We start from the raw sequence: 17,571 nt of genomic DNA, 5'->3' as shown, positions 1-17,571 counted from the left end.
CACCCAGGACATGTTGAGGATTGCGCGGCTTCGCCTCGACTCATACCTCGACACGCCGCCCGAGGACCTCGCCGCCGCGGCGACGCTCGCGTTGGGGTTCACCGATCTCGAACTGGCGGAGCGCCTGGCGCGTGCGGCGCTAACCACAACTGAGCAGCCAAAGGCCCTGTTCACGCTTGGCATCGCGTTGAGCGGCCAGGCACGAGGGCCTGAGGCCGAGACTGTGCTCCAGCACTATGCGCGGGTCGTGCCCTCAGGACGTCAGGATGTCGCGATGGCTCGCAGCGGGACGCTGTTCTGGCCGCTTCGCCAACCGGAAGGCGCCATCGCTTTCGTCGAAGCAGCTGCTGCGGCCGCGACTGATTCGAGGGCGGCCGCAGGCTTGCACGCAATGCGAGCACTCTTCGAAGTGCTCACAGGCAACGCGGCGAACAGTTTGCGCATCGCATCCACGATAGGCGCCGATTCGGACCCCTCCGGCACGGTCATTTCAGCGTGGGCGCGAACGACCGCGTTCGCGGTGCAGGGCCGAGGTCGCGACGCTCGTCAGGCCGCGACGTCCGGGTATGGGGTCCTCGACGGCGTGCCGGCCTCTCTCCGGTTCGGGGTCGCGGAGATGCATCTCACGAGCGTGCGGATAGACGGTCGAGCTGAGAGCGCGGCCGATATTATCCAGCGGTTCGCCGCCGACGGGGATTGGGCCGGAGGAATCGGCGCAACGCTCGAGCGCCGCTTGCGCGGGCGGGCGGCGCTCATCGAGTCGCGCCTGCAGGAAGCTGTCGACCTCTTCGAAGACCTTCGGGCCGAACTGCTTCGACTCGCCCCGAACGGGTTGCAATTCAGCTCCCATTTGGACCTCGCGCAAGCACGTGCTCTTCGAGGGGAATCCGTGCTCGCCCGGCGCGCACTCGATGTCGCCCGTGACGATATGCACCCAGGTTTCGCCTATCTTCTTCCCGAGGTGGACATCGCTGAGTCGCTGGTGCTCGCCGCAGAAGGCCGGATCAGCGCGGCGGTGGATGCGGCGCGGGCCGCTGCGTTACGGGCCCGGCGCTCGGGCGCTGACGGGTACGAGTCGCTCGCGCTCGCCGTCGCCGCCCAACTCGGGGACTCGGCCGGCCTTCGCAGGCTACGCGAGCTCTCGACCCGCGTAGACGGCCCGCGGGTGCGGATCGCTCTCCAGCACGCCGAGGCCCTGAGGTCAACCGACTCAGTTGCGCTCAGCGCTGTAAGCATCGCCTACGAAGAGATGGGCGACCTCGTTGCTGCTACGGACGCTGCAGCGCAGGCCGCTTTCCAACTGCATGCAACTGCGCACACTCGCGAAGCGCTCCGTGCGAGCCACCGCGCGATGACTCTCGCGGAGCATGCGCAAGGGGCGCGCACCTTTGCGCTCCGGCGACTTGAGCACCCGCCGTCGCTAACTACCCGCGAGTACGAAGTCACCCGCCTTGCAGCGCAACGCCTGTCGAACCGTGCCATTGCGGTACATCTCGGGATCTCTATTCGCACCGTAGAGGGCCACGTTCTGCGCGCGATCGCGAAGTTAGGAGTCTCCGATCGCGCGGCGCTCGCCAATGTCGTGGCCAGCGCCGCTGCGCCGCTCAGACGGTAACGAGACCGAAATAGGTTTTGTACGACGCGCCGTCGCCTCGGATGAGACCAGACTCAGCCTTGAAGCCAATGCCCTTGTATCCGGTGTTGCCTGTCCGAGCCGAGAGCACGACCATCTGCTTTGCGCTCAGGGTGATTGTGCTGTCGCCGATCGTGTCGTCACCGAAGCCGAAGGCGTCGCTCACCGCCTGGGCGATCGAATCCTTCGCTGCTGCGAGGCCGGTGCCGACGGCCACACCCAGGATGGGACCGACGACGGGAATGAGGGTGACTGCGGCGGTGATGGCAGTCGCGGCGATTCCAACTCCGGTCTTGACCTCACCTAGGTACTTGTTTGGGTCTCCCTCGTCGTGCTCCATCACTCTCGTTGAAATTGCCAGGCCCCCGGGCTTACCGCGGAAGAGTTCGATGAGGTCAGGGCGCGATTCTCCGCCATCGACGTCGTCATACACGCGTGTCGATATCGCCACGCCGCCAGTCGGTGAGAGGACGCCGAAGATCGCGTAGGGCTCATCTGCATCGGACCCCATATCCCAATCGGTCTCACCGAAGCAGACGAGTCCCGTGTAGTGCACCAGGACCTGGTTGAGGTCGATTGCCCCAGTGTCCGGCCACCAGTACACCTGGCCTCCCTGGAATTGGCTAACGCGACCGCCCTCATCGAACGCCTCCTCGTCGGAGAGGGGGTAGCCGAGATACGACTGTTCCCACCCGATCGCCTCCCAGCGGTCGCGGATCGCCCCGTAGACAACATGGGCGCCGCTGCTCGGAGTCCAGTAGATCGATCCGCCTTGGAAGTGGTTGTACCGTCCAACTCCATCTGGGGTGCCGGTCTCATCCGTAATTGGACGACCAAGGACAGAGTGAGGCCCCCCAAACGCAAGGTACTTCTCAAGGATTGCCCCGTAAACCTCGAAAGTGCCTGCGGGCGACTTATAGAGATTGCCGCCGTGCGGCCCCTTCTTGTTGAGGAAACCGGCAACTTGAATTGCGGAAAAGTCCACCGGTGGTCTGAAGATCTTGACAAAAGGCGACAAATGTCCCACGACTTCAGGCATCGAATGCTCCCATCCCGCCACGCCACCCCAGCGCGGCTATACACGGAGTTCAGCCCAGGCTCGACTGTTTACCATACGTAGTCCGCTACCTGTTTTGCTCGCCGAGTAGCTCGGCGAGCTTGGCGGTCTCGGTGCCGAGCCGGCCGACGAGCTGTGGGCCGAGCAGGCACCCCGGTGCTAGTGTCGCCGGTGACGCGGATGCTGATCGGCTGAAAGCCTGGGTAGGACCGCTGGGATCGTCAGTGACCGCCTGCGCGGTGCTCGCCCCTAAACCGGCGACGACCGCTCCATCTAGGGGATTCGAACTCTCGACCTATTCATTACGGGTGAATCGCGCCTCGCTGCCGACGGTTCGGCACCCCGCGAGACGCAAGGTGCCGACTCATGCGTCGTAAGAACGAACTACGGTCTCCCGGACGCCGCGATCATGGGATTGTCGGAGACGATTCCATTCCTGACTGCGAAGTCCATGACCTGGTTGAGGACGGCGCTCGGGGATCCCTGTCGATCCGGAGAGACAGCCCCTGCGTCTGCGAGGAAGAGCTCAAGGCTGTCCGCAGTCATCTCATGGATCGGAATCCGCTGGAACTTCGGAAGGACGTGTTGGCGAAGCAGGGCTTCGAGGCTCCGGAAGGCCTCAGGCGTTGCACCGGTACTCAGCTCGACTAGCCAGGCGTCTGCGACGTCGCCGAATGGCGAGGCAGCGTCCACCCCTTCGAGTGCGCGCTCGAGCTGAAGCTGTCCCACGATCCGCTCCTCCAGCAGTCGACGCGCGGCGGGTTCCGTCGGGCCGGTCGCTGTCACTTTGCTGAGGCGTCCGTCCCAGCGGCGGTATCGCGCGAAGGCGCGAATTTTCCCGGATTCCAGCCTTGTGGTGGAGACCGTGCCATGGGTTCCCCGCGCCATCGCGGGCCGCCCCGCCACTAGACCCACCGACGCAGCAGGCTTGGCGACGACGACGGGAGTCTCATCGGTCCAATCGCTTTCTCGTCGGGATCTCCACGAGCATCCGTTGGCGGAGTTCCTCGAGGTCGACTCGGATGAGCCGGCCGACGAGATAGCCGTGCACCGTCCCATCGGAGATCCGGCGGCGGACCGTCTTGATCGAGACCCCGAACTCCCCCGCCGCGACGGCCAGCGAGACAAGCGACCCTCGGGGCGCTTCTCGACGAGTGCGAGTAGTCATGGCAGTACCTCCCGGTTTCTGATGCTTTCCTTGCCTGATAGGTGTACATCGCCGTCCAGCGGTGACTCATCGCCGGACGGCGCGGCACGCAACCTCGCTTCGATGCGATCGCTCATGCGATCGGCGAGTTCGCGATCACGCGCCAAGGTCGCATGCTGGTAGCGGAGAACGACGCGGATGTCGGCGTGGCCGCCGCGGCGCATGAGCTCAGCGAGCGTCGCTCCCTCCTGAGCGAAGATCGTCAAGCCCGCGTGCCGGAGATCATGGAATCGGAACCTCGGAGGCAAGCTCGAGACCGCATCTCGGCTGTCCATCCAGACGTATCCCCATCGCGTGTTCGACAGTGGAACGCTTCCGCGAACGTTCGTTGGCACAAGCGGAGCTTTCGCTTCCGCCGCGACGTGGTCGCGCAGGTGGGCCCTGAGTCTCTCGAGCATGAGCGGTGGAACGGCGAGCGATCTTTTGCCGGCTTCGCTCTTCAGCTCGCTCGAGTAATCGCCCGTGTTCGCGCTCAGCTGCCGGCGCACGTGCAGGATCGCGCTGCCGTTGTCGAGCCATTCAATGTCGCGGCGTTGCAACCCGAGGCACTCCCCGCGTCGCAGCTGGCACCACGCGGCAAGCAACACCATGATGGCCCACTGATGCGGCGTTGCCTCGTAAAGGGCCTCCACCTGGACCGGAGTCGCGACATCCTCATCGAGTCCTGCATCGGCGTCCTTGATCACCGTCTCTTGCCGAGGGACCGACACCGCCGGTACCGCCGGGATGATCCCGTCTCGAGCCGCCTGTCGAAGGATCATCATCAGCACGGTCAGCACGGGACGCGTCACACCGTTGAACTTCGACTTCGGGTTCAGTGGCGAAGGGATGCTGTCGAGGCGAGTGATCAGCAGACGGATACGCTGCGCGTCGACATCTCGGATCGGCAGGTCACCGAACTCGGGAATCAGGTAGCCGTCAATCTTCCCTTTGTACGAGCGGACTGTACCTAAGGCCCGCAGCTTGCCGCCCTTCTTCGGCTCCGTGCGGATCATCGCGATCCACCCATCCGCATACTCGGAGAATCCGATGGACCGCGCCTTCCTCCCAGCCGCTTCCGCTCGGCGACGCGCCGCGAGCGTCGAAGGCGCCTCCCACTCCTGGCGCGCGATCTTCGTGTGCATGCCGGCGAGCCACGTGCGGGCGTCGGTCTTGGTGAGGAATGTGAGCGGCTTGTCGTCGTCAGTGCGCGCGGTGTAGATCTCACCGTCGGGAGCGGGGTAGCGAGCCTGCCAACGGCCGGAGGGAAGCTTCCGAAGGCTCCCCCACCCTTCTCGCCTCGCTGCCGCGGTCGTGGTCGTCTTGGGGGTGCTCATCGTGCCCTCCTCTGACCTCGAATAGACGACTGCGGACAGCCGTGCCACTGCGTGCCATTAAGTCCGCCGAACGGGTGTGATGCGGGCTTCACCAGGGGTTTTGCTTTCTCGACAGCGCCCCCTGTGGCACGCAGTGGCACGACTCCAGTGGCACGCCGATGCCGAATTCCGGCGGGCAGACCACCCCGCTTCACCAAGAGAGGTGCGTACGTGCCACCCGCGTGCCACACCGAACGGCAATTCATGTTCATCTGAGTCCTCCTCTGTCATCGAGAGAAGGCACGAAAAGAGGCCCGGTCCCGCCGAATCCTGCGGGGCCGGGCCTCTCAGCAGCCGTTTTACGGGCCGAGCGTGATCCGGGGCTCTAGAAGTCCCAGTCCTCGTCTTCCGTGGCGACGGCCTTGCCGATGACGTACGACGAACCCGAACCAGAGAAGAAGTCGTGATTCTCATCCGCGTTCGGCGAGAGCGCGGACAGGATCGACGGGTTCACATTCGTGACGGATGCCGGGAACATCGCCTCGTAGCCCAGGTTCATGAGGGCCTTGTTGGCGTTGTAGTGCAGGAACTTCTTGACATCCTCGGTGAGGCCGACGCTGTCGTAGAGGTCCTGCGTGTACTGCACCTCGTTGTCGTACAGCTCGTAGAGCAGCGAGAACGTGTAGTCCTTGATCTCGTCGCGCTTCTCCTGCGAGACCTTCTCGAGGCCCTTCTGGAACTTGTAGCCGATGTAGTACCCGTGCACGGCCTCGTCGCGGATGATGAGGCGGATGAGGTCAGCCGTGTTCGTGAGCTTCGCCCGCGACGACCAGTGCATCGGCAGGTAGAAGCCGGAGTAGAAGAGGAAGCTCTCGAGCAGGGTCGATGCGACCTTGCGCTTGAGCGGCTCGTCACCCCGGTAGTACTCCATGACGATGGATGCCTTCTTCTGAAGGTTCGGGTTCTCGACGGACCAGCGGAAGGCCTCGTCGATCTCCTTCGTCGAGCACAGCGTCGAGAAGATCGACGAGTACGACTTGGCGTGCACCGACTCCATGAAAGCGATGTTCGTGTACACCGCCTCTTCGTGCGGCGTGATCGCATCCGGGATGAGGGATACCGCGCCCACCGTGCCCTGGATCGTGTCGAGCAGCGTCAGACCGGTGAACACGCGCATCGTCAGCAGCTGCTCGTCGGGCGTCAGGGTGTTCCACGACTGGATGTCATTGGACAGCGGGATCTTCTCCGGCAGCCAGAAGTTGTTGACGAGGCGGTTCCACACCTCGACGTCCTTCTCGTCCTGAATGCGGTTCCAGTTGATCGCCTGGACGTGATCGATGAGCTTGAGCTTGTCGGGGGTCATGACATTCCTCGTTGAGATGAATAAGTTGGGGGTCACAACATACAGCTGACGCACTCGGACATGTCCGTGCCCTCGAGCGCCATCTGCCGCAGGCGGATGTAGTAGATGGTCTTGATGCCCTTGCGCCACGCGTAGATCTGCGCCTTGTTGATGTCGCGGGTGGTCGCGGTGTCCTTGAAGAACAGTGTGAGCGAGAGCCCCTGATCGACGTGCTGCGTGGCCTCGGCGTACGTGTCGATGACCTTCTCGAAGCCGATCTCGTAGGCGTCTTCGTAGTACTCCAGGTTCTCGTTCGTCATGAACGGCGCCGGGTAGTACACGCGACCGAGCTTGCCTTCCTTGCGGATCTCGATCTTCGACGCGATCGGGTGAATCGACGACGTCGAGTTGTTGATGTACGAGATCGACCCCGTCGGCGGCACGGCCTGCAGGTTCTGGTTGTAGATGCCGTGCTGCTGGATGCTCGCCTTCAGCGCGGCCCAGTCCGCCTGCGTCGGGATCGGGATGCCGCCGAACAGGTCCTTGACCTTCTCGGTCTTCGGCTCCCAGGCCCGGTCGAGGTACTTGTCGAAGAACTCCCCCGAGGCGTACGTCGAGTCCGCGAAGCCGTCGAACGCCTGCCCGCGCTCGATGGCGATGTTGTTCGACGCCCGCAGCGCGTGGAACAGCACCGTGTAGAAGTAGATGTTCGTGAAGTCCAGACCCTCTTCCGAGCCGTAGTGCACGTGCTCGCGGGCGAGGTAGCCGTGCAGGTTCATCTGCCCGAGGCCGATGGCGTGCGAGCGGTCGTTGCCGTCCTCGATGGAGCGCACCGACGTGATGTGGCTCTGGTCACTGACCGCCGTGAGAGCGCGGATCGCGGTCTCGACCGTGCGGCCGAGGTCGCCGCCGTCCATCGCCAGCGCGATGTTCATCGAGCCGAGGTTGCACGAGATGTCCTTGCCGATGCCGGCGTAGGAGAGGTCCTCGTTGTAGGTGGTCGGGGTGTTGACCTGGAGGATCTCCGAACACAGGTTGGACATGTTGATCCGCCCCTTGATCGGGTTGGCCTTGTTCACCGTGTCCTCGAACATGATGTACGGGTAGCCCGACTCGAACTGGATCTCGGCGAGGGTCTGAAAGAACTCCCGTGCGTTGATCTTCGTCTTCTTGATCCGCGCGTCGTCGACCATCTCGCGGTACTTGTCGGTGACCGAGATGTCGCCGAACGGCACGCCGTAGACGCGCTCGACGTCGTACGGCGAGAACAGGTACATGTCCTCGTCGTTGCGCGCGAGCTCGAAGGTGATGTCGGGGATCACGACGCCGAGCGAGAGCGTCTTGATGCGGATCTTCTCGTCCGCGTTCTCGCGCTTGGTGTCGAGGAAGCGCAGGATGTCGGGGTGGTGCGCCGAGAGGTACACCGCGCCGGCGCCCTGGCGTGCGCCGAGCTGGTTGGCGTAGCTGAAGCTGTCTTCGAGGAGCTTCATGACGGGGATGATGCCGCTGGACTGGTTCTCGATCTGCTTGATCGGTGCGCCGGACTCGCGGATGTTCGACAGCAGCAGCGCCACGCCGCCGCCGCGCTTGGACAGCTGCAGCGAGGAGTTGATGCCGCGGGAGATCGACTCCATGTTGTCTTCGATGCGCAGCAGGAAGCACGAGACGAGTTCGCCGCGCTGCGCCTTGCCGGTGTTGAGGAAGGTCGGGGTCGCCGGCTGGAAGCGGCCGGCGATGATCTCGTCGACGAGCTCGATCGCGAGGCTCTGGTCGCCGTCGGCGAGACCGAGCGCGGTCATCACGACGCGGTCTTCGAACCGCTCGAGGTAGCGCTTGCCGTCGAAGGTCTTCAGCGTGTAGCTCGTGTAGTACTTGAACGCTCCGAGGAACGTGTCGAAGCGGAACTTCTTGCCGTACGCGCGGTCGTTGAGCTGCTGGATGAACTCGTGCGGGTACTTCGCGAGGACGGCGGGCTCGTAGTACTCCTTCTCGACGAGGTAGTCGAGACGCTCCTTGAGCGAGTGGAAGAACACCGTGTTCTGGTTGACGTGCTGGAGGAAGTACTCCTGCGCGGCGCGCTTGTCGGCCTCGAACTGGATCTTGCCGTCCGGGCCGTACAGGTTGAGCATCGCATTGAGGGAGTGGTAGTCCATCCCCTCGAACCGCGACTCGGTCTTGAAGCTCGTGTCCTTCAGTGCTGATTCCACCATCGTTCCAATCCGTCGCTCACGCGATCGATGTCTTCCGGCGTGCCGAACAGTTCAAGCCGATACAAGTGCGGCACACGGCACTTGCGACTGATGATGTCGCCGGCGAGACAGAACGACTCGCCGAAATTGGTGTTGCCTGCGGAGATCACTCCCCGCAGCAGGCTCCGGTTTCCCTCGTCGTTGAGGAAGCGAACGACCTGCTTGGGAACCGCGCCGCGCTCTTCGCCCCTGCCCTGGCCCCCGCCGTAGGTGGGGGTCACCAGGACATACGGCTCATCGACGACCAGAGCCGGCCGCGATCCCCGTTCCGGGCTTTGGAGCGGAATCCGTCGCGCCGGCAGTCCCAGCTTCTCGATGAATCGGGCGGTGTTGCCCGAGACACTCGAGAAGTAGACCAGGAGCGGTGCTGATGTCGCGACCGCGGTCATAGCTCCTCCCGGTTCCTGAGCTCCGTCGAAGGACGTCGAAACTAGGCCAGACGGGCTGCGAGCTCGTCGATCTTGTCGGGACGGAAGCCGGACCAGTGGTCGCCGTCCGTGATGACGACCGGCGCCTGAAGGTAGCCGAGCGCCTTCACCTGCTCGAGCGCGGCAGGATCTGCCGAGAGGTCGAGAACCTCGTATTCGATGCCCTTCGAGTCCAATGCACGATACGTCGCCGTGCACTGCACGCACGAAGGCTTTGTGTAGACCGTGATCGCCATAAAGATCCGTTCTCCCTCACGTCCGGTGTTGTTCCGGCGGTTCCCCCCACCGGGAGTCCAATACTACATATGGGTACCGACATTGGGTAGCACCACAAGGGCTAGTAGTTACATCCGTGTAGTTTTCCACCGCTCTCCTCAGATACAACACAGGTTGTCCACCGTTTCATCCACAGGGAGAGCTCGGATTCGAAGTCTGGAAAACCCCTGAAACACGGCGGAATCGGATGCCGCGGCCACATCCATCCACAGGCCGACGGTATTGTGGGCCTCCGACATCCGATCTGCCTGTGGAGAGATGTATGGGCGTGTCGCGGGCATCGACGGCGTGTCGCTCCCCGGTGCGCGGGCGATAGCGTGGACGGGTGGCAGGTGGCAACGCGGGGTACCGGGATCTGCTGAAGACGCCGGGCGTCGGGCGCATCATCGCGGCCCAGCTGACGGCGCGGTTCCCCGCCGGCATGACGAGTCTCGCCCTCCTGCTGCACATCGAGCAGGTCACCGGGTCGTACGGAGCCGCCGGGCTGGTGCTGGCCGCGACATCCGTCGGCCAGGCCATCGCCGGCCCCGTCACGAGCCGCTGGATGGGCCGTTGGGGCATGCGGCCCGTGCTCACGACCACGATGCTTATCTGCGCGGCGACCCTCACGCTCATCGCGTTGGTCCAACTTCCGCTGCCGGGCTACATGGCGCTCGGCGTGGTCGCGGGGCTGTCCACTCCTCCCGTCCAGTCGGCTGTCCGCACGATCTACCCGAAGATGGTCAACTCGCGGCAGCTGACGCCGCTGTTCTCGCTCGATGCCAGCCTGCAGGAGATCATCTGGATCATCGCGCCGGTGCTCACCACCTTTGTCGCGACGCAGGTCGGCACGGTCCAGGCGCTCCTGCTGATCGTCGTCATCCTCATCGGCGGGGGGCTGTGGTTCATCCTCTCCCCCGAGGTCGGGCGCGTGCGCATCCCCCGCAGCCGGCGCAGCATCGGCAAAGTCCTCACCAAGCCCGCTGTGCTGCTCGCGACGGTCATCGGGTTCCTCCTCATCGGCGCGTGCGCCGCGGTGGAGGCGGGCGTCGTCGCGACGTTCGGCCACGAGGGCATCGAGGCCGGGGTCGTGCTGGCCCTGTTCTCGGTGGGAAGCCTCGCCGGCGGCCTCACCCTCGGCCACATCCCGATCGGTCCATGGGCGATGGCCCGGCGTCTCGCGATCGTCGCAGGGGGCCTCGCCCTGACGATGATCTCGCTGAATGCATGGTGGCTCGGCGGCACACTCATCATCGCGGGCATCGGCATCGCCCCGGCCCTCGCGGTGCTGTTCGCGATGACGTCGGCGAGCGTCAAGTTCAGCGACACGGCCGAAGCCTTCGGGTGGGTCGGCACCGGGCAGCTCATCGGGGCAGCAGCCGGCTCGGCGATCGCCGGCTTCCTGATCGACGGCGTCGGCCCCCAGGGTGCGTACGCGGCGGCCACTGGCTTCGCCGTGGTCGGCGTCCTCGTCGCGGTGGTCTTCGTGCGCAGCTTCCCCGACCTGCGCGGGCGCGATCCGAGCCCGATCCCCGACACCGAACCCGTCGGCACCATCATCACGTGACACGATCGCCACAGGTCGCCCATAGCGCTCGCATAGCCGGCACGGCTTGCATGTCGTCATGACGAACGAAGAACGCTGGATCGATGAGCACGGCGATGTCATCGACGAGGACCACCGCGGCCTCGTCTACGACGTCCAGACGATGATCAACCGCCGCCGGGCACTCGGGATCTTCGGCGGTGTGGCACTGACGTCGCTGCTGGCCGCCTGTGGCGTCAAGACGGAGGATGCCGCGGCCACCCCCGCCGCGAGCACCTCGCCCACCACCCCGAGTTCCGCCTCGACGAGCCCGTCGCCCACGGCTGCGGCATCCGGTCCCCTGACCGAGGTGCCCGACGAGACCGGCGGGCCCTATCCGGGCGACGGGTCGAACGGCGTCGACGTGCTCGACGACTCCGGGATCGTGCGCAGCGACATCCGCTCGAGCTTCGGATCGTCGACGACCGTCGCAGAAGGAGTTCCTCTCACTGTCGCGCTCACCGTGCGAGACGCCGCCACCGGCGCGGCGCTCGCGGGCCGCGGTGTGTACATCTGGCACTGCGACCGGGACGGCGATTACTCGCTCTACAGCCGCGGGGTCGAGAACGAGAACTACCTGCGCGGCGTGCAGGCGACCGACGCGAACGGCACGGTCACGTTCACGACGATCTATCCCGCCTGCTATTCGGGGCGCTGGCCGCACATCCACTTCGAGGTGTATGCGGATGTCGCCACCGCCGTCGCATCGGGGCCGATCGTCAAGACGAGCCAGATCGCCCTGCCCGCCGAGACGAACAGCGCCGTGTACGCGACGGCGGGCTACGAGCAGAGTGTGCGCAACCTCGCCCAGATCTCGCTGCAGAGCGACAACGTCTTCGGCGACGACGGCGGGATCCACCAGATCGCGACGATGAGCGGGTCGGTCGGCGCAGGATACGCGGCAGCGCTCACCGTCGGGGTCTGAGCCCGATCAGGCGATGCGCCGCAGTAGCTCCAGCACGGCGAGCGCGTACGCGTCCTCGGGCTGGGGGTGCTCGAAGGTCAGCGACTCACCGCGCACCTCGATCTCGACCTCGTGGGTGTCGGCGCTGCGTCGCAGCGCGCGGAAGGTGCCGCGCAGCAGTTCGCGCAGCTGGTCCTCCCGAGGAAGCCAGAGCGCGTCCTCGAGCGCGACCGAGTCCAGAGCCCACTCGGTCGTGCCGTTGAAGGCGAGGATCTTCCCGGTCGGGTACTCGCGCGGCTCGATGGTCATCTCGCTCACGGTGAAGACGTCCGCCTCGAATTCGGGCTCGTCCAGCTGGAACCGGTCGCCCGACCGCGGGTGCCACACGAGTCCGGCGTCCCGCAGGGAGACGGCCAAGTCCGATGAGATCATGACGACCATCTTCCTGCCGCCGAGACCACCGCGGGGTCGCAATAGGCTGAATCCATGCCTGCACCCGTGACCCTCCCGCGCCTGGCGTGGGGCGATCCTTCCTCACAGCGCCGTGCCCTGCTCGTCCACGGGCTGGGCTCCAATGGCGCCCTCATGTGGCGGTACGGCGTCGCGCTGGCCGACGACGGCTGGTACGCCGCGGCCGTCGATCTGCGCGGGCACGGCACCGCGCCGCGTGCGCTCGACTACACGATCGCCGCGTACGCCGCCGACCTCGCCGCGACGGCCCCCGCGGACGCCGAGCCGTGGGACCTCGTGATCGGGCACTCGCTCGGCGGAGCGGCCTCGACGGCCGCTGCGGCGACGCACCCGGCCTGGACCCGGCGGCTGATCCTCATCGACCCGGGCATCCACCTGAACGCCCACGACCGGCAGGTCGTGCGCGAGAGCCAGGAGGCGTCGTTCGCCGATCCGTCCCAGGCGGCGGTGCGCCGCGATCATCCGGCGTGGCACGAGCACGACATCGAGTTGAAGGCGCTCTCCGCACAGCAGGCGAGCCGATGGGCCGTGGAGCAGACCAGCGCCCAGAACGAGCCGTGGGACGTGCGGGCGGATGCCGCAGCCCTGCGCATGCCGACGCATGTCATCGGCGCCGATCCCGCGGTCTTCTCGATCTTCACCGGGCGTCTCGCCCATGAGGTGATCGCCGCCAACCCGCTGATCACCATGTCGGTGGTGCCCGGCGCCGGTCACTCCCCGCACCGAGACAAGCCCGAGGCGACGATGGCTGTACTGAGGGCCGCGCTCGCCGGCTGAGCCGCGGCATCCGTCGTCATGCTCAGCTACTGAATGACGTGCTCCACCCCCTGGCCGACGTCGATGACGACACCGACGTAGCTCGGGATCGCGGTCGAGAGGGCCTGCTGCAGATCGTCGATCGCCGGCACCTCCCCGTCATCGGTCGTGATGTCGACTGTCGCGGTCAGCCCGCTCCACTGCACCGCGTAGACGCGGGCGCCCGCCTCCTCCTTCAGCCAGTCGACCGCGACCTGCTGGATGGTCACCGACCACCGCGCGATGGCGATCGAGACGATCGAGTTGGCGGCCAGTGGGATCGCGATGATCAGCGCGAGCACCGTGACGACGATGTAGGCGCGGCGCCGGTTGGCCACAGGTGAGGATCCGGGATCGCGGGCATAGCCGCCCATCGTGAAGACGATGCTCCCCGCGATCACGAGGGCGACGACGTTGGAGAGGAAGAGCACCAGCGCGCCGAGGGCATCGCTCCACAGCCCCTGGCCCACGCACACCCCGACCACGCCGAGCGGCGGAACGAGCGAGATCGAGATCGCGACCCCGGGGAGCACCGCGCTGAGATCCTTGCGGCACATCGCGAAGCCGCCCGCCAACCCGGTCACCAGGGCCGCGATCAGGTCCATGAGACTCGGCGACGTGCGCCCCAGCACCTGCGAGTTGGTGGCAAGGCTCTCGGGCGTCGCCACGAAGACCGCGAACAGCAGCCCCAGCACGACGACGATCACCAGTCCGGCGAGCACCCACGCGATCGAGCGCAGCACGAGCTGGAGGTGACCGGTGACGATGCCGAGGGCGATCCCCAGGATCGGCGTGCCGAGCGGCGCGATGATCATGGCGCCGATGACGGTGGCGGTCGAGTCGGCGAGCACGCCCGCGATGGCGATCGTCCCCGCGAGCGTCAGCATGATCAGGAAGCCGGTGCGCTTGCTGACCTTGTCGCCATAGCTCAGGTCGAGGGCGTCGCGGAGTGCCTCGACGGGCTGCCGCTGCGAAGGAGGGATCAGGGTCTGGGTCAGACGGGACATATCGACTCCTCGACGGCTGCGTGGGCCCATCGTGGCATGCCGCGGTCGAGAATGGAGACGTGAGCGACTTCGATCCGGCCAGCATCCTCCCCGACGACCTGCTCGACCGCTTCCGCGAGCGCGCGGCCGTGCACGATCGCGAGAACACCTTCCCGCACGAGGACCTCGCCGAGCTCACGGCGGCCGGCTACCTCGCGATCCTCGCGCCGCAGGAGCTCGGCGGCGGCGGACTCGGGCTGGCCGAGGCATCCGTCCTACAGCAGCGGCTCGCCGGCGCGGCACCGGCGACCGCCCTCGCGATCAACATGCATCTCGTGTGGACCGGAGTCGCGAAAGTGCTCGCCGACCGCGGCATCGAGGCGCTCCGCTTCGTGCACGAGGGCGCCGTCGCCGGCGAGGTGTTCGCCTTCGGCATCAGCGAGGCCGGCAACGATCTGGTGCTCTTCGGAAGCGATACGGATGCCGCGCCCGCCGCGGACGGGTCCTACACGTTCACCGGCACCAAGATCTTCACGTCGCTCGCCCCGGTGTGGACCCAGCTCGGCCTGCACGGCCTGGACACCACATCGCCCGATGCGCCGAAGCTCGTCTACGCGTTCGTTCCGCGCTCGGAGGAAGACGCCGGGAGGGTCGTGACCCGCGACGACTGGGACACCCTCGGGATGCGGGCGACGCAGTCGCGCACCACCGAGCTGCGCGGCGCCGTCGCGTCCGCAGGCCGCGTCGTGCGGCGGATCGACCCCGGACCCAACCCCGACCCGATCGTGTTCGGCATCTTCAGCGTGTTCGAGCTGCTGCTCGCCTCGGTCTACACCGGGATCGCGCGCCGCGCGCTCGACCTCGCGGTCGAGACCGCGGGCAGGCGCCGGTCGAAGAAGACGGGCCTGGCGTACAGCCAAGACCCCGACATCCGCTGGCGCATCGCCGACATGGCGCTCGCCTACGACGCCCTCCCCCCGCAGCTGTCGTCGCTGTGCCGCGACGTCGACGAGCGCGGCGATCACGGCGCGAAGTGGTTCGCGCTGCTCGCCGGAGTGAAGCACCGCGCGGTCACGACGGCGAAGGCGATCGTCGATGACGCGGTGCTCGTCGCCGGCGGGTCGTCGTACTTCGCGGGCTCGGAGCTCAGCCGCCTTTACCGCGATGTGCTCGCCGGACTGTTCCATCCGTCCGACCCGGAATCGGCGCACTCGACCGTCGCCTCCGCGTGGCTGGGGCCGCTCGAGAACTGAATGCGTCGACACCCTTCCTGCGGAATGCAGTAACTCGATAGAGTCTGGCCAACCGGGGAGCTTCGTGTCCGGGTTGTACTCGCCACCTCGCCCGCGCCACACCACCCCGAAACAGGCACCAATGAAGCTGCTCCACATTGTCGCGACCCCGCGATCCAATGGCTCCAACACCCTCCGGATCGCGAACTCCTTCCTGGAGGCCTCACGTGAGGCGGATCCGGCTCTGGAGGTCGACACCGTCGACCTGTTCAACGAGGACCTGCCGGCGGTCGCCGGCCAGAACATCGAGGCGAAGTACGGCCTGCTGATGGGGCAGCCCATCGACCGTCACCACGCGGAGTCGTGGGGAGGGATCGAGCGCGAGATCAACCGGTTCCTCTCGGCCGACGGATATGTGATCACCGCTCCGATGTGGAACTTCTCGGTGCCCTACGCCTTGAAGTACTACATCGACTGCATCGTGCAGCCGGGCTATCTGTTCCGGTTCAACGAGATCGGCTATCCGGTGCCGCTCATCGCAGGAAAGAAGATGGTCATCATCTCGAGCTCCGGAAGCGACTTCTCCGCGTCGAGCCCGGCCAAGGATGCCAACTTCCTGGAGCCCTACCTGCGCACGGTCTTCGGCTTCGTCGGGATCACCGACATCACCGTCGTCCACGCCCACGCACAGGACGTGCCCGGCGGGATCAGCGACCTCGAATTCGCCCGCGCCACCGCCGAGGCCCGGCAGCTCGCGACGGACTTCGAATGGGACGCCGATCTGGAGGCTGACGCCATCTCCGCCTGACCCGGTGCGCGAACGCGTGCGAGGATGACGGGATGGCCCCCACCCCCACGGCGCTGCTGAGTCCGGCAGATCAGGAGCGCCGACGCGGCCTGCGGGTCATGAAGGGCGTCGCCTTGGGCGCGCTCGTCGGCATGGCCGTCGTGTTCGCGGTCGCTTTCGCCTTCGAGGAGCAGGTGCCCGCGCTCGCCTACGTCCGGGCCGCCGCCGAGGGCGGCATGGTCGGCGCGCTCGCCGACTGGTTCGCGGTGACAGCGCTGTTCCGGCATCCGCTCGGCATCCCGATCCCGCACACCGCGATCATCCCCAACCGCAAGGACGAGATCGGCCGCACCCTCGGCGAGTTCGTCGAGACCAACTTCCTCTCCGGCGAGGTGGTGCGCACCAAGCTCGAGACCACGCCGATCGCCGCGCGCACCGGCGAGTGGCTGCGGATGCCGGTGCACGCGGAGCGGGTCGGAGCCGAGGCATCCGTCATGGCGTCCGGCATCCTGCGCGCGCTCAGCGACGACGACGTCAGCGACGTGATCGAACAGCTCGCCCGCGAACATCTCATCGCGCCGGAATGGGGACCCCCGCTCGGCACCTGGCTCGTTCGCATCATCGACGCGCGCGCGCATCACTCCGCCGTCGATCTCGCCGCCGACAGCATCGCGAACTGGCTCGCCGCCAATCACGCCGCGTTCATCGGGCTCGTGTCGCGTCGGCTCCCGCAGTGGGTGCCGTCGATCGCCCACCGGCTGGTCGACGACACCGCCTACAACGAGGCGGTCCGCTTCATCGAGGCGGTGCGGGCGGATCCGGAGCATCCCGCCCGCCACGCCGTCGACGGCTACCTCGCGAAGCTCGCCGAGAACCTGCAGCACGACCCCGCGACCATCGGCGGCCTCGAAGACGCCAAGGTCGCGGTCTTCGACAGCCCGCGGGTGCGCGAGCTCGCCGCCGAGGCCTGGAACGGCGCGAAGACCGGCCTGATCGCCTCGCTGGCCGACCCGCAGAGCACGCTGCGCCGGCGGATCGTCGAGGCGCTCCGCGAGATCGGGGAGCGTCTGACGACCGATGCGGCGCTCCAGCACCGCGTGGATCTCTGGGTCACCGACTCGGCTGTCTTCCTCGTGGATCGGTACCGCCACGACATCGCGTCGATCATCACGGAGACGGTCGAGCGCTGGGATCCCCAGGAAACGACGGAGAAGATCGAGCTCATGGTCGGGCGCGACCTGCAGTACATCCGCCTCAACGGCACGATCGTCGGCGCCCTGGCGGGGCTCGTCATCTTCGCGATCGCCCAGGCCCTGTTGGGCTGACTCAGGATTGGACGTTCGCT

Annotated in this window: 17 protein-coding genes; 7 read left to right on the top strand and 10 right to left on the bottom strand. The window is 66.3% G+C overall.

The window, feature by feature from the left end; genetic code table 11:
* Positions 1 to 1,615: LuxR C-terminal-related transcriptional regulator (locus ACXJ3V_RS06345; RefSeq protein WP_457099410.1), on the top strand; the 1,615-nt coding region annotated here is incomplete at its 5' end.
* On the opposite strand, the gene ACXJ3V_RS06340 is transcribed toward ACXJ3V_RS06345, so the two are convergent.
* From ACXJ3V_RS06340 to nrdH, 8 genes are all read right to left on the bottom strand, one after another.
* Positions 1,605 to 2,672, bottom strand: a complete 1,068-nt coding sequence (locus ACXJ3V_RS06340) for an LGFP repeat-containing protein (RefSeq protein WP_457099409.1) — start codon at positions 2,670 to 2,672, stop codon at positions 1,605 to 1,607. The genes ACXJ3V_RS06345 and ACXJ3V_RS06340 overlap by 11 nt on opposite strands.
* Before the next feature lie 402 nt (positions 2,673 to 3,074).
* Positions 3,075 to 3,419: a phage integrase central domain-containing protein gene (locus ACXJ3V_RS06335; RefSeq protein ID WP_457099408.1), complete on the bottom strand. Its 345-nt coding sequence runs from the start codon at positions 3,417 to 3,419 to the stop codon at positions 3,075 to 3,077.
* Between the two features lie 220 nt (positions 3,420 to 3,639).
* Entirely contained in the window at positions 3,640 to 3,858 is a 219-nt protein-coding gene (locus tag ACXJ3V_RS06330; RefSeq protein WP_457099407.1) for a helix-turn-helix domain-containing protein, read from the bottom strand.
* Positions 3,855 to 5,021, bottom strand: a complete 1,167-nt coding sequence (locus ACXJ3V_RS06325) for a tyrosine-type recombinase/integrase (RefSeq protein WP_457099406.1) — start codon at positions 5,019 to 5,021, stop codon at positions 3,855 to 3,857. The genes ACXJ3V_RS06330 and ACXJ3V_RS06325 overlap by 4 nt, the downstream gene beginning before the upstream one ends.
* A gap of 556 nt (positions 5,022 to 5,577) precedes the next feature.
* Complete coding sequence (gene nrdF, locus ACXJ3V_RS06320; RefSeq protein ID WP_457099405.1) at positions 5,578 to 6,555, bottom strand: class 1b ribonucleoside-diphosphate reductase subunit beta; 978 nt, start codon at positions 6,553 to 6,555, stop codon at positions 5,578 to 5,580.
* Positions 6,556 to 6,587: 32 nt separating this feature from the next.
* Entirely contained in the window at positions 6,588 to 8,744 is a 2,157-nt protein-coding gene (nrdE, locus tag ACXJ3V_RS06315) for a class 1b ribonucleoside-diphosphate reductase subunit alpha (protein WP_457099404.1), read from the bottom strand.
* Positions 8,726 to 9,172: a class Ib ribonucleoside-diphosphate reductase assembly flavoprotein NrdI gene (nrdI, locus tag ACXJ3V_RS06310; protein WP_457099403.1), complete on the bottom strand. Its 447-nt coding sequence runs from the start codon at positions 9,170 to 9,172 to the stop codon at positions 8,726 to 8,728. Before nrdI ends, nrdE begins: the two co-directional genes overlap by 19 nt.
* Before the next feature lie 41 nt (positions 9,173 to 9,213).
* Positions 9,214 to 9,447: a glutaredoxin-like protein NrdH gene (nrdH, locus tag ACXJ3V_RS06305; RefSeq protein WP_457099402.1), complete on the bottom strand. Its 234-nt coding sequence runs from the start codon at positions 9,445 to 9,447 to the stop codon at positions 9,214 to 9,216.
* 422 nt (positions 9,448 to 9,869) lie between these two features.
* Between nrdH and ACXJ3V_RS06300 the strand changes: the two genes are divergently transcribed.
* Both ACXJ3V_RS06300 and ACXJ3V_RS06295 read left to right on the top strand, forming a co-directional pair.
* Entirely contained in the window at positions 9,870 to 11,033 is a 1,164-nt protein-coding gene (locus ACXJ3V_RS06300) for an MFS transporter (protein WP_457099430.1), read from the top strand.
* 58 nt (positions 11,034 to 11,091) lie between these two features.
* Positions 11,092 to 11,976, top strand: coding sequence for an intradiol ring-cleavage dioxygenase (locus ACXJ3V_RS06295; RefSeq protein ID WP_457099401.1), 885 nt, complete (start codon positions 11,092 to 11,094; stop codon positions 11,974 to 11,976).
* Positions 11,977 to 11,982: 6 nt separating this feature from the next.
* On the opposite strand, the gene ACXJ3V_RS06290 is transcribed toward ACXJ3V_RS06295, so the two are convergent.
* Positions 11,983 to 12,387 (bottom strand): pilus assembly protein CpaE, encoded by a 405-nt coding sequence (locus ACXJ3V_RS06290; protein WP_457099400.1) that lies wholly within the window; start codon positions 12,385 to 12,387, stop codon positions 11,983 to 11,985.
* Positions 12,388 to 12,441: 54 nt separating this feature from the next.
* Here ACXJ3V_RS06290 and ACXJ3V_RS06285 point away from each other — a divergent pair, with 54 nt between their 5' ends.
* On the top strand, positions 12,442 to 13,203 hold the full coding sequence (locus tag ACXJ3V_RS06285; protein ID WP_457099399.1) for an alpha/beta fold hydrolase: 762 nt from the start codon (positions 12,442 to 12,444) through the stop codon (positions 13,201 to 13,203).
* A 26-nt stretch (positions 13,204 to 13,229) separates the two neighbouring features.
* Here ACXJ3V_RS06285 and ACXJ3V_RS06280 read toward each other — a convergent pair whose 3' ends face one another.
* Positions 13,230 to 14,228: a TIGR00341 family protein gene (locus ACXJ3V_RS06280; protein ID WP_457099398.1), complete on the bottom strand. Its 999-nt coding sequence runs from the start codon at positions 14,226 to 14,228 to the stop codon at positions 13,230 to 13,232.
* A gap of 59 nt (positions 14,229 to 14,287) precedes the next feature.
* Between ACXJ3V_RS06280 and ACXJ3V_RS06275 the strand changes: the two genes are divergently transcribed.
* The 3 genes from ACXJ3V_RS06275 (at position 14,288) to ACXJ3V_RS06265 (ending at position 17,551) form a co-directional block, all read left to right on the top strand.
* Entirely contained in the window at positions 14,288 to 15,460 is a 1,173-nt protein-coding gene (locus ACXJ3V_RS06275; RefSeq protein WP_457099397.1) for an acyl-CoA dehydrogenase family protein, read from the top strand.
* A 121-nt stretch (positions 15,461 to 15,581) separates the two neighbouring features.
* Positions 15,582 to 16,247 carry an FMN-dependent NADH-azoreductase gene (locus tag ACXJ3V_RS06270; protein WP_457099396.1) on the top strand — a complete coding sequence of 222 codons (666 nt, stop codon included), beginning with the start codon at positions 15,582 to 15,584 and terminating at the stop codon, positions 16,245 to 16,247.
* Positions 16,248 to 16,279: 32 nt separating this feature from the next.
* On the top strand, positions 16,280 to 17,551 hold the full coding sequence (locus ACXJ3V_RS06265; protein ID WP_457099395.1) for a DUF445 domain-containing protein: 1,272 nt from the start codon (positions 16,280 to 16,282) through the stop codon (positions 17,549 to 17,551).
* Positions 17,552 to 17,571 lie beyond the last annotated feature (20 nt).

The sequence above is a fragment of the Microbacterium sp. P5_E9 genome (genome assembly GCF_054049175.1).
Note: the sequence above shows the minus strand (reverse complement) of the source record. Positions and strands in the feature narration are given on the sequence as shown.

Bases quoted from the DNA above. Each gene is read 5' to 3' on its own strand.
- ACXJ3V_RS06295 (WP_457099401.1), top strand. From the start codon at position 11,092: ATGACGAACGAAGAACGCTGGATCGATGAGCACGGCGATGTCATCGAC.
- nrdF (WP_457099405.1), bottom strand. From the start codon at position 6,555: ATGACCCCCGACAAGCTCAAGCTCATCGATCACGTCCAGGCGATCAAC.
- nrdI (WP_457099403.1), bottom strand. From the start codon at position 9,172: ATGACCGCGGTCGCGACATCAGCACCGCTCCTGGTCTACTTCTCGAGT.
- ACXJ3V_RS06330 (WP_457099407.1), bottom strand. From the start codon at position 3,858: ATGACTACTCGCACTCGTCGAGAAGCGCCCCGAGGGTCGCTTGTCTCG.
- ACXJ3V_RS06280 (WP_457099398.1), bottom strand. From the start codon at position 14,228: ATGTCCCGTCTGACCCAGACCCTGATCCCTCCTTCGCAGCGGCAGCCC.
- nrdH (WP_457099402.1), bottom strand. From the start codon at position 9,447: ATGGCGATCACGGTCTACACAAAGCCTTCGTGCGTGCAGTGCACGGCG.
- ACXJ3V_RS06285 (WP_457099399.1), top strand. From the start codon at position 12,442: ATGCCTGCACCCGTGACCCTCCCGCGCCTGGCGTGGGGCGATCCTTCC.
- ACXJ3V_RS06270 (WP_457099396.1), top strand. From the start codon at position 15,582: ATGAAGCTGCTCCACATTGTCGCGACCCCGCGATCCAATGGCTCCAAC.
- ACXJ3V_RS06325 (WP_457099406.1), bottom strand. From the start codon at position 5,021: ATGCACACGAAGATCGCGCGCCAGGAGTGGGAGGCGCCTTCGACGCTC.
- ACXJ3V_RS06265 (WP_457099395.1), top strand. From the start codon at position 16,280: ATGGCCCCCACCCCCACGGCGCTGCTGAGTCCGGCAGATCAGGAGCGC.
- nrdE (WP_457099404.1), bottom strand. From the start codon at position 8,744: ATGGTGGAATCAGCACTGAAGGACACGAGCTTCAAGACCGAGTCGCGG.
- ACXJ3V_RS06290 (WP_457099400.1), bottom strand. From the start codon at position 12,387: ATGATCTCATCGGACTTGGCCGTCTCCCTGCGGGACGCCGGACTCGTG.
- ACXJ3V_RS06340 (WP_457099409.1), bottom strand. From the start codon at position 2,672: ATGCCTGAAGTCGTGGGACATTTGTCGCCTTTTGTCAAGATCTTCAGA.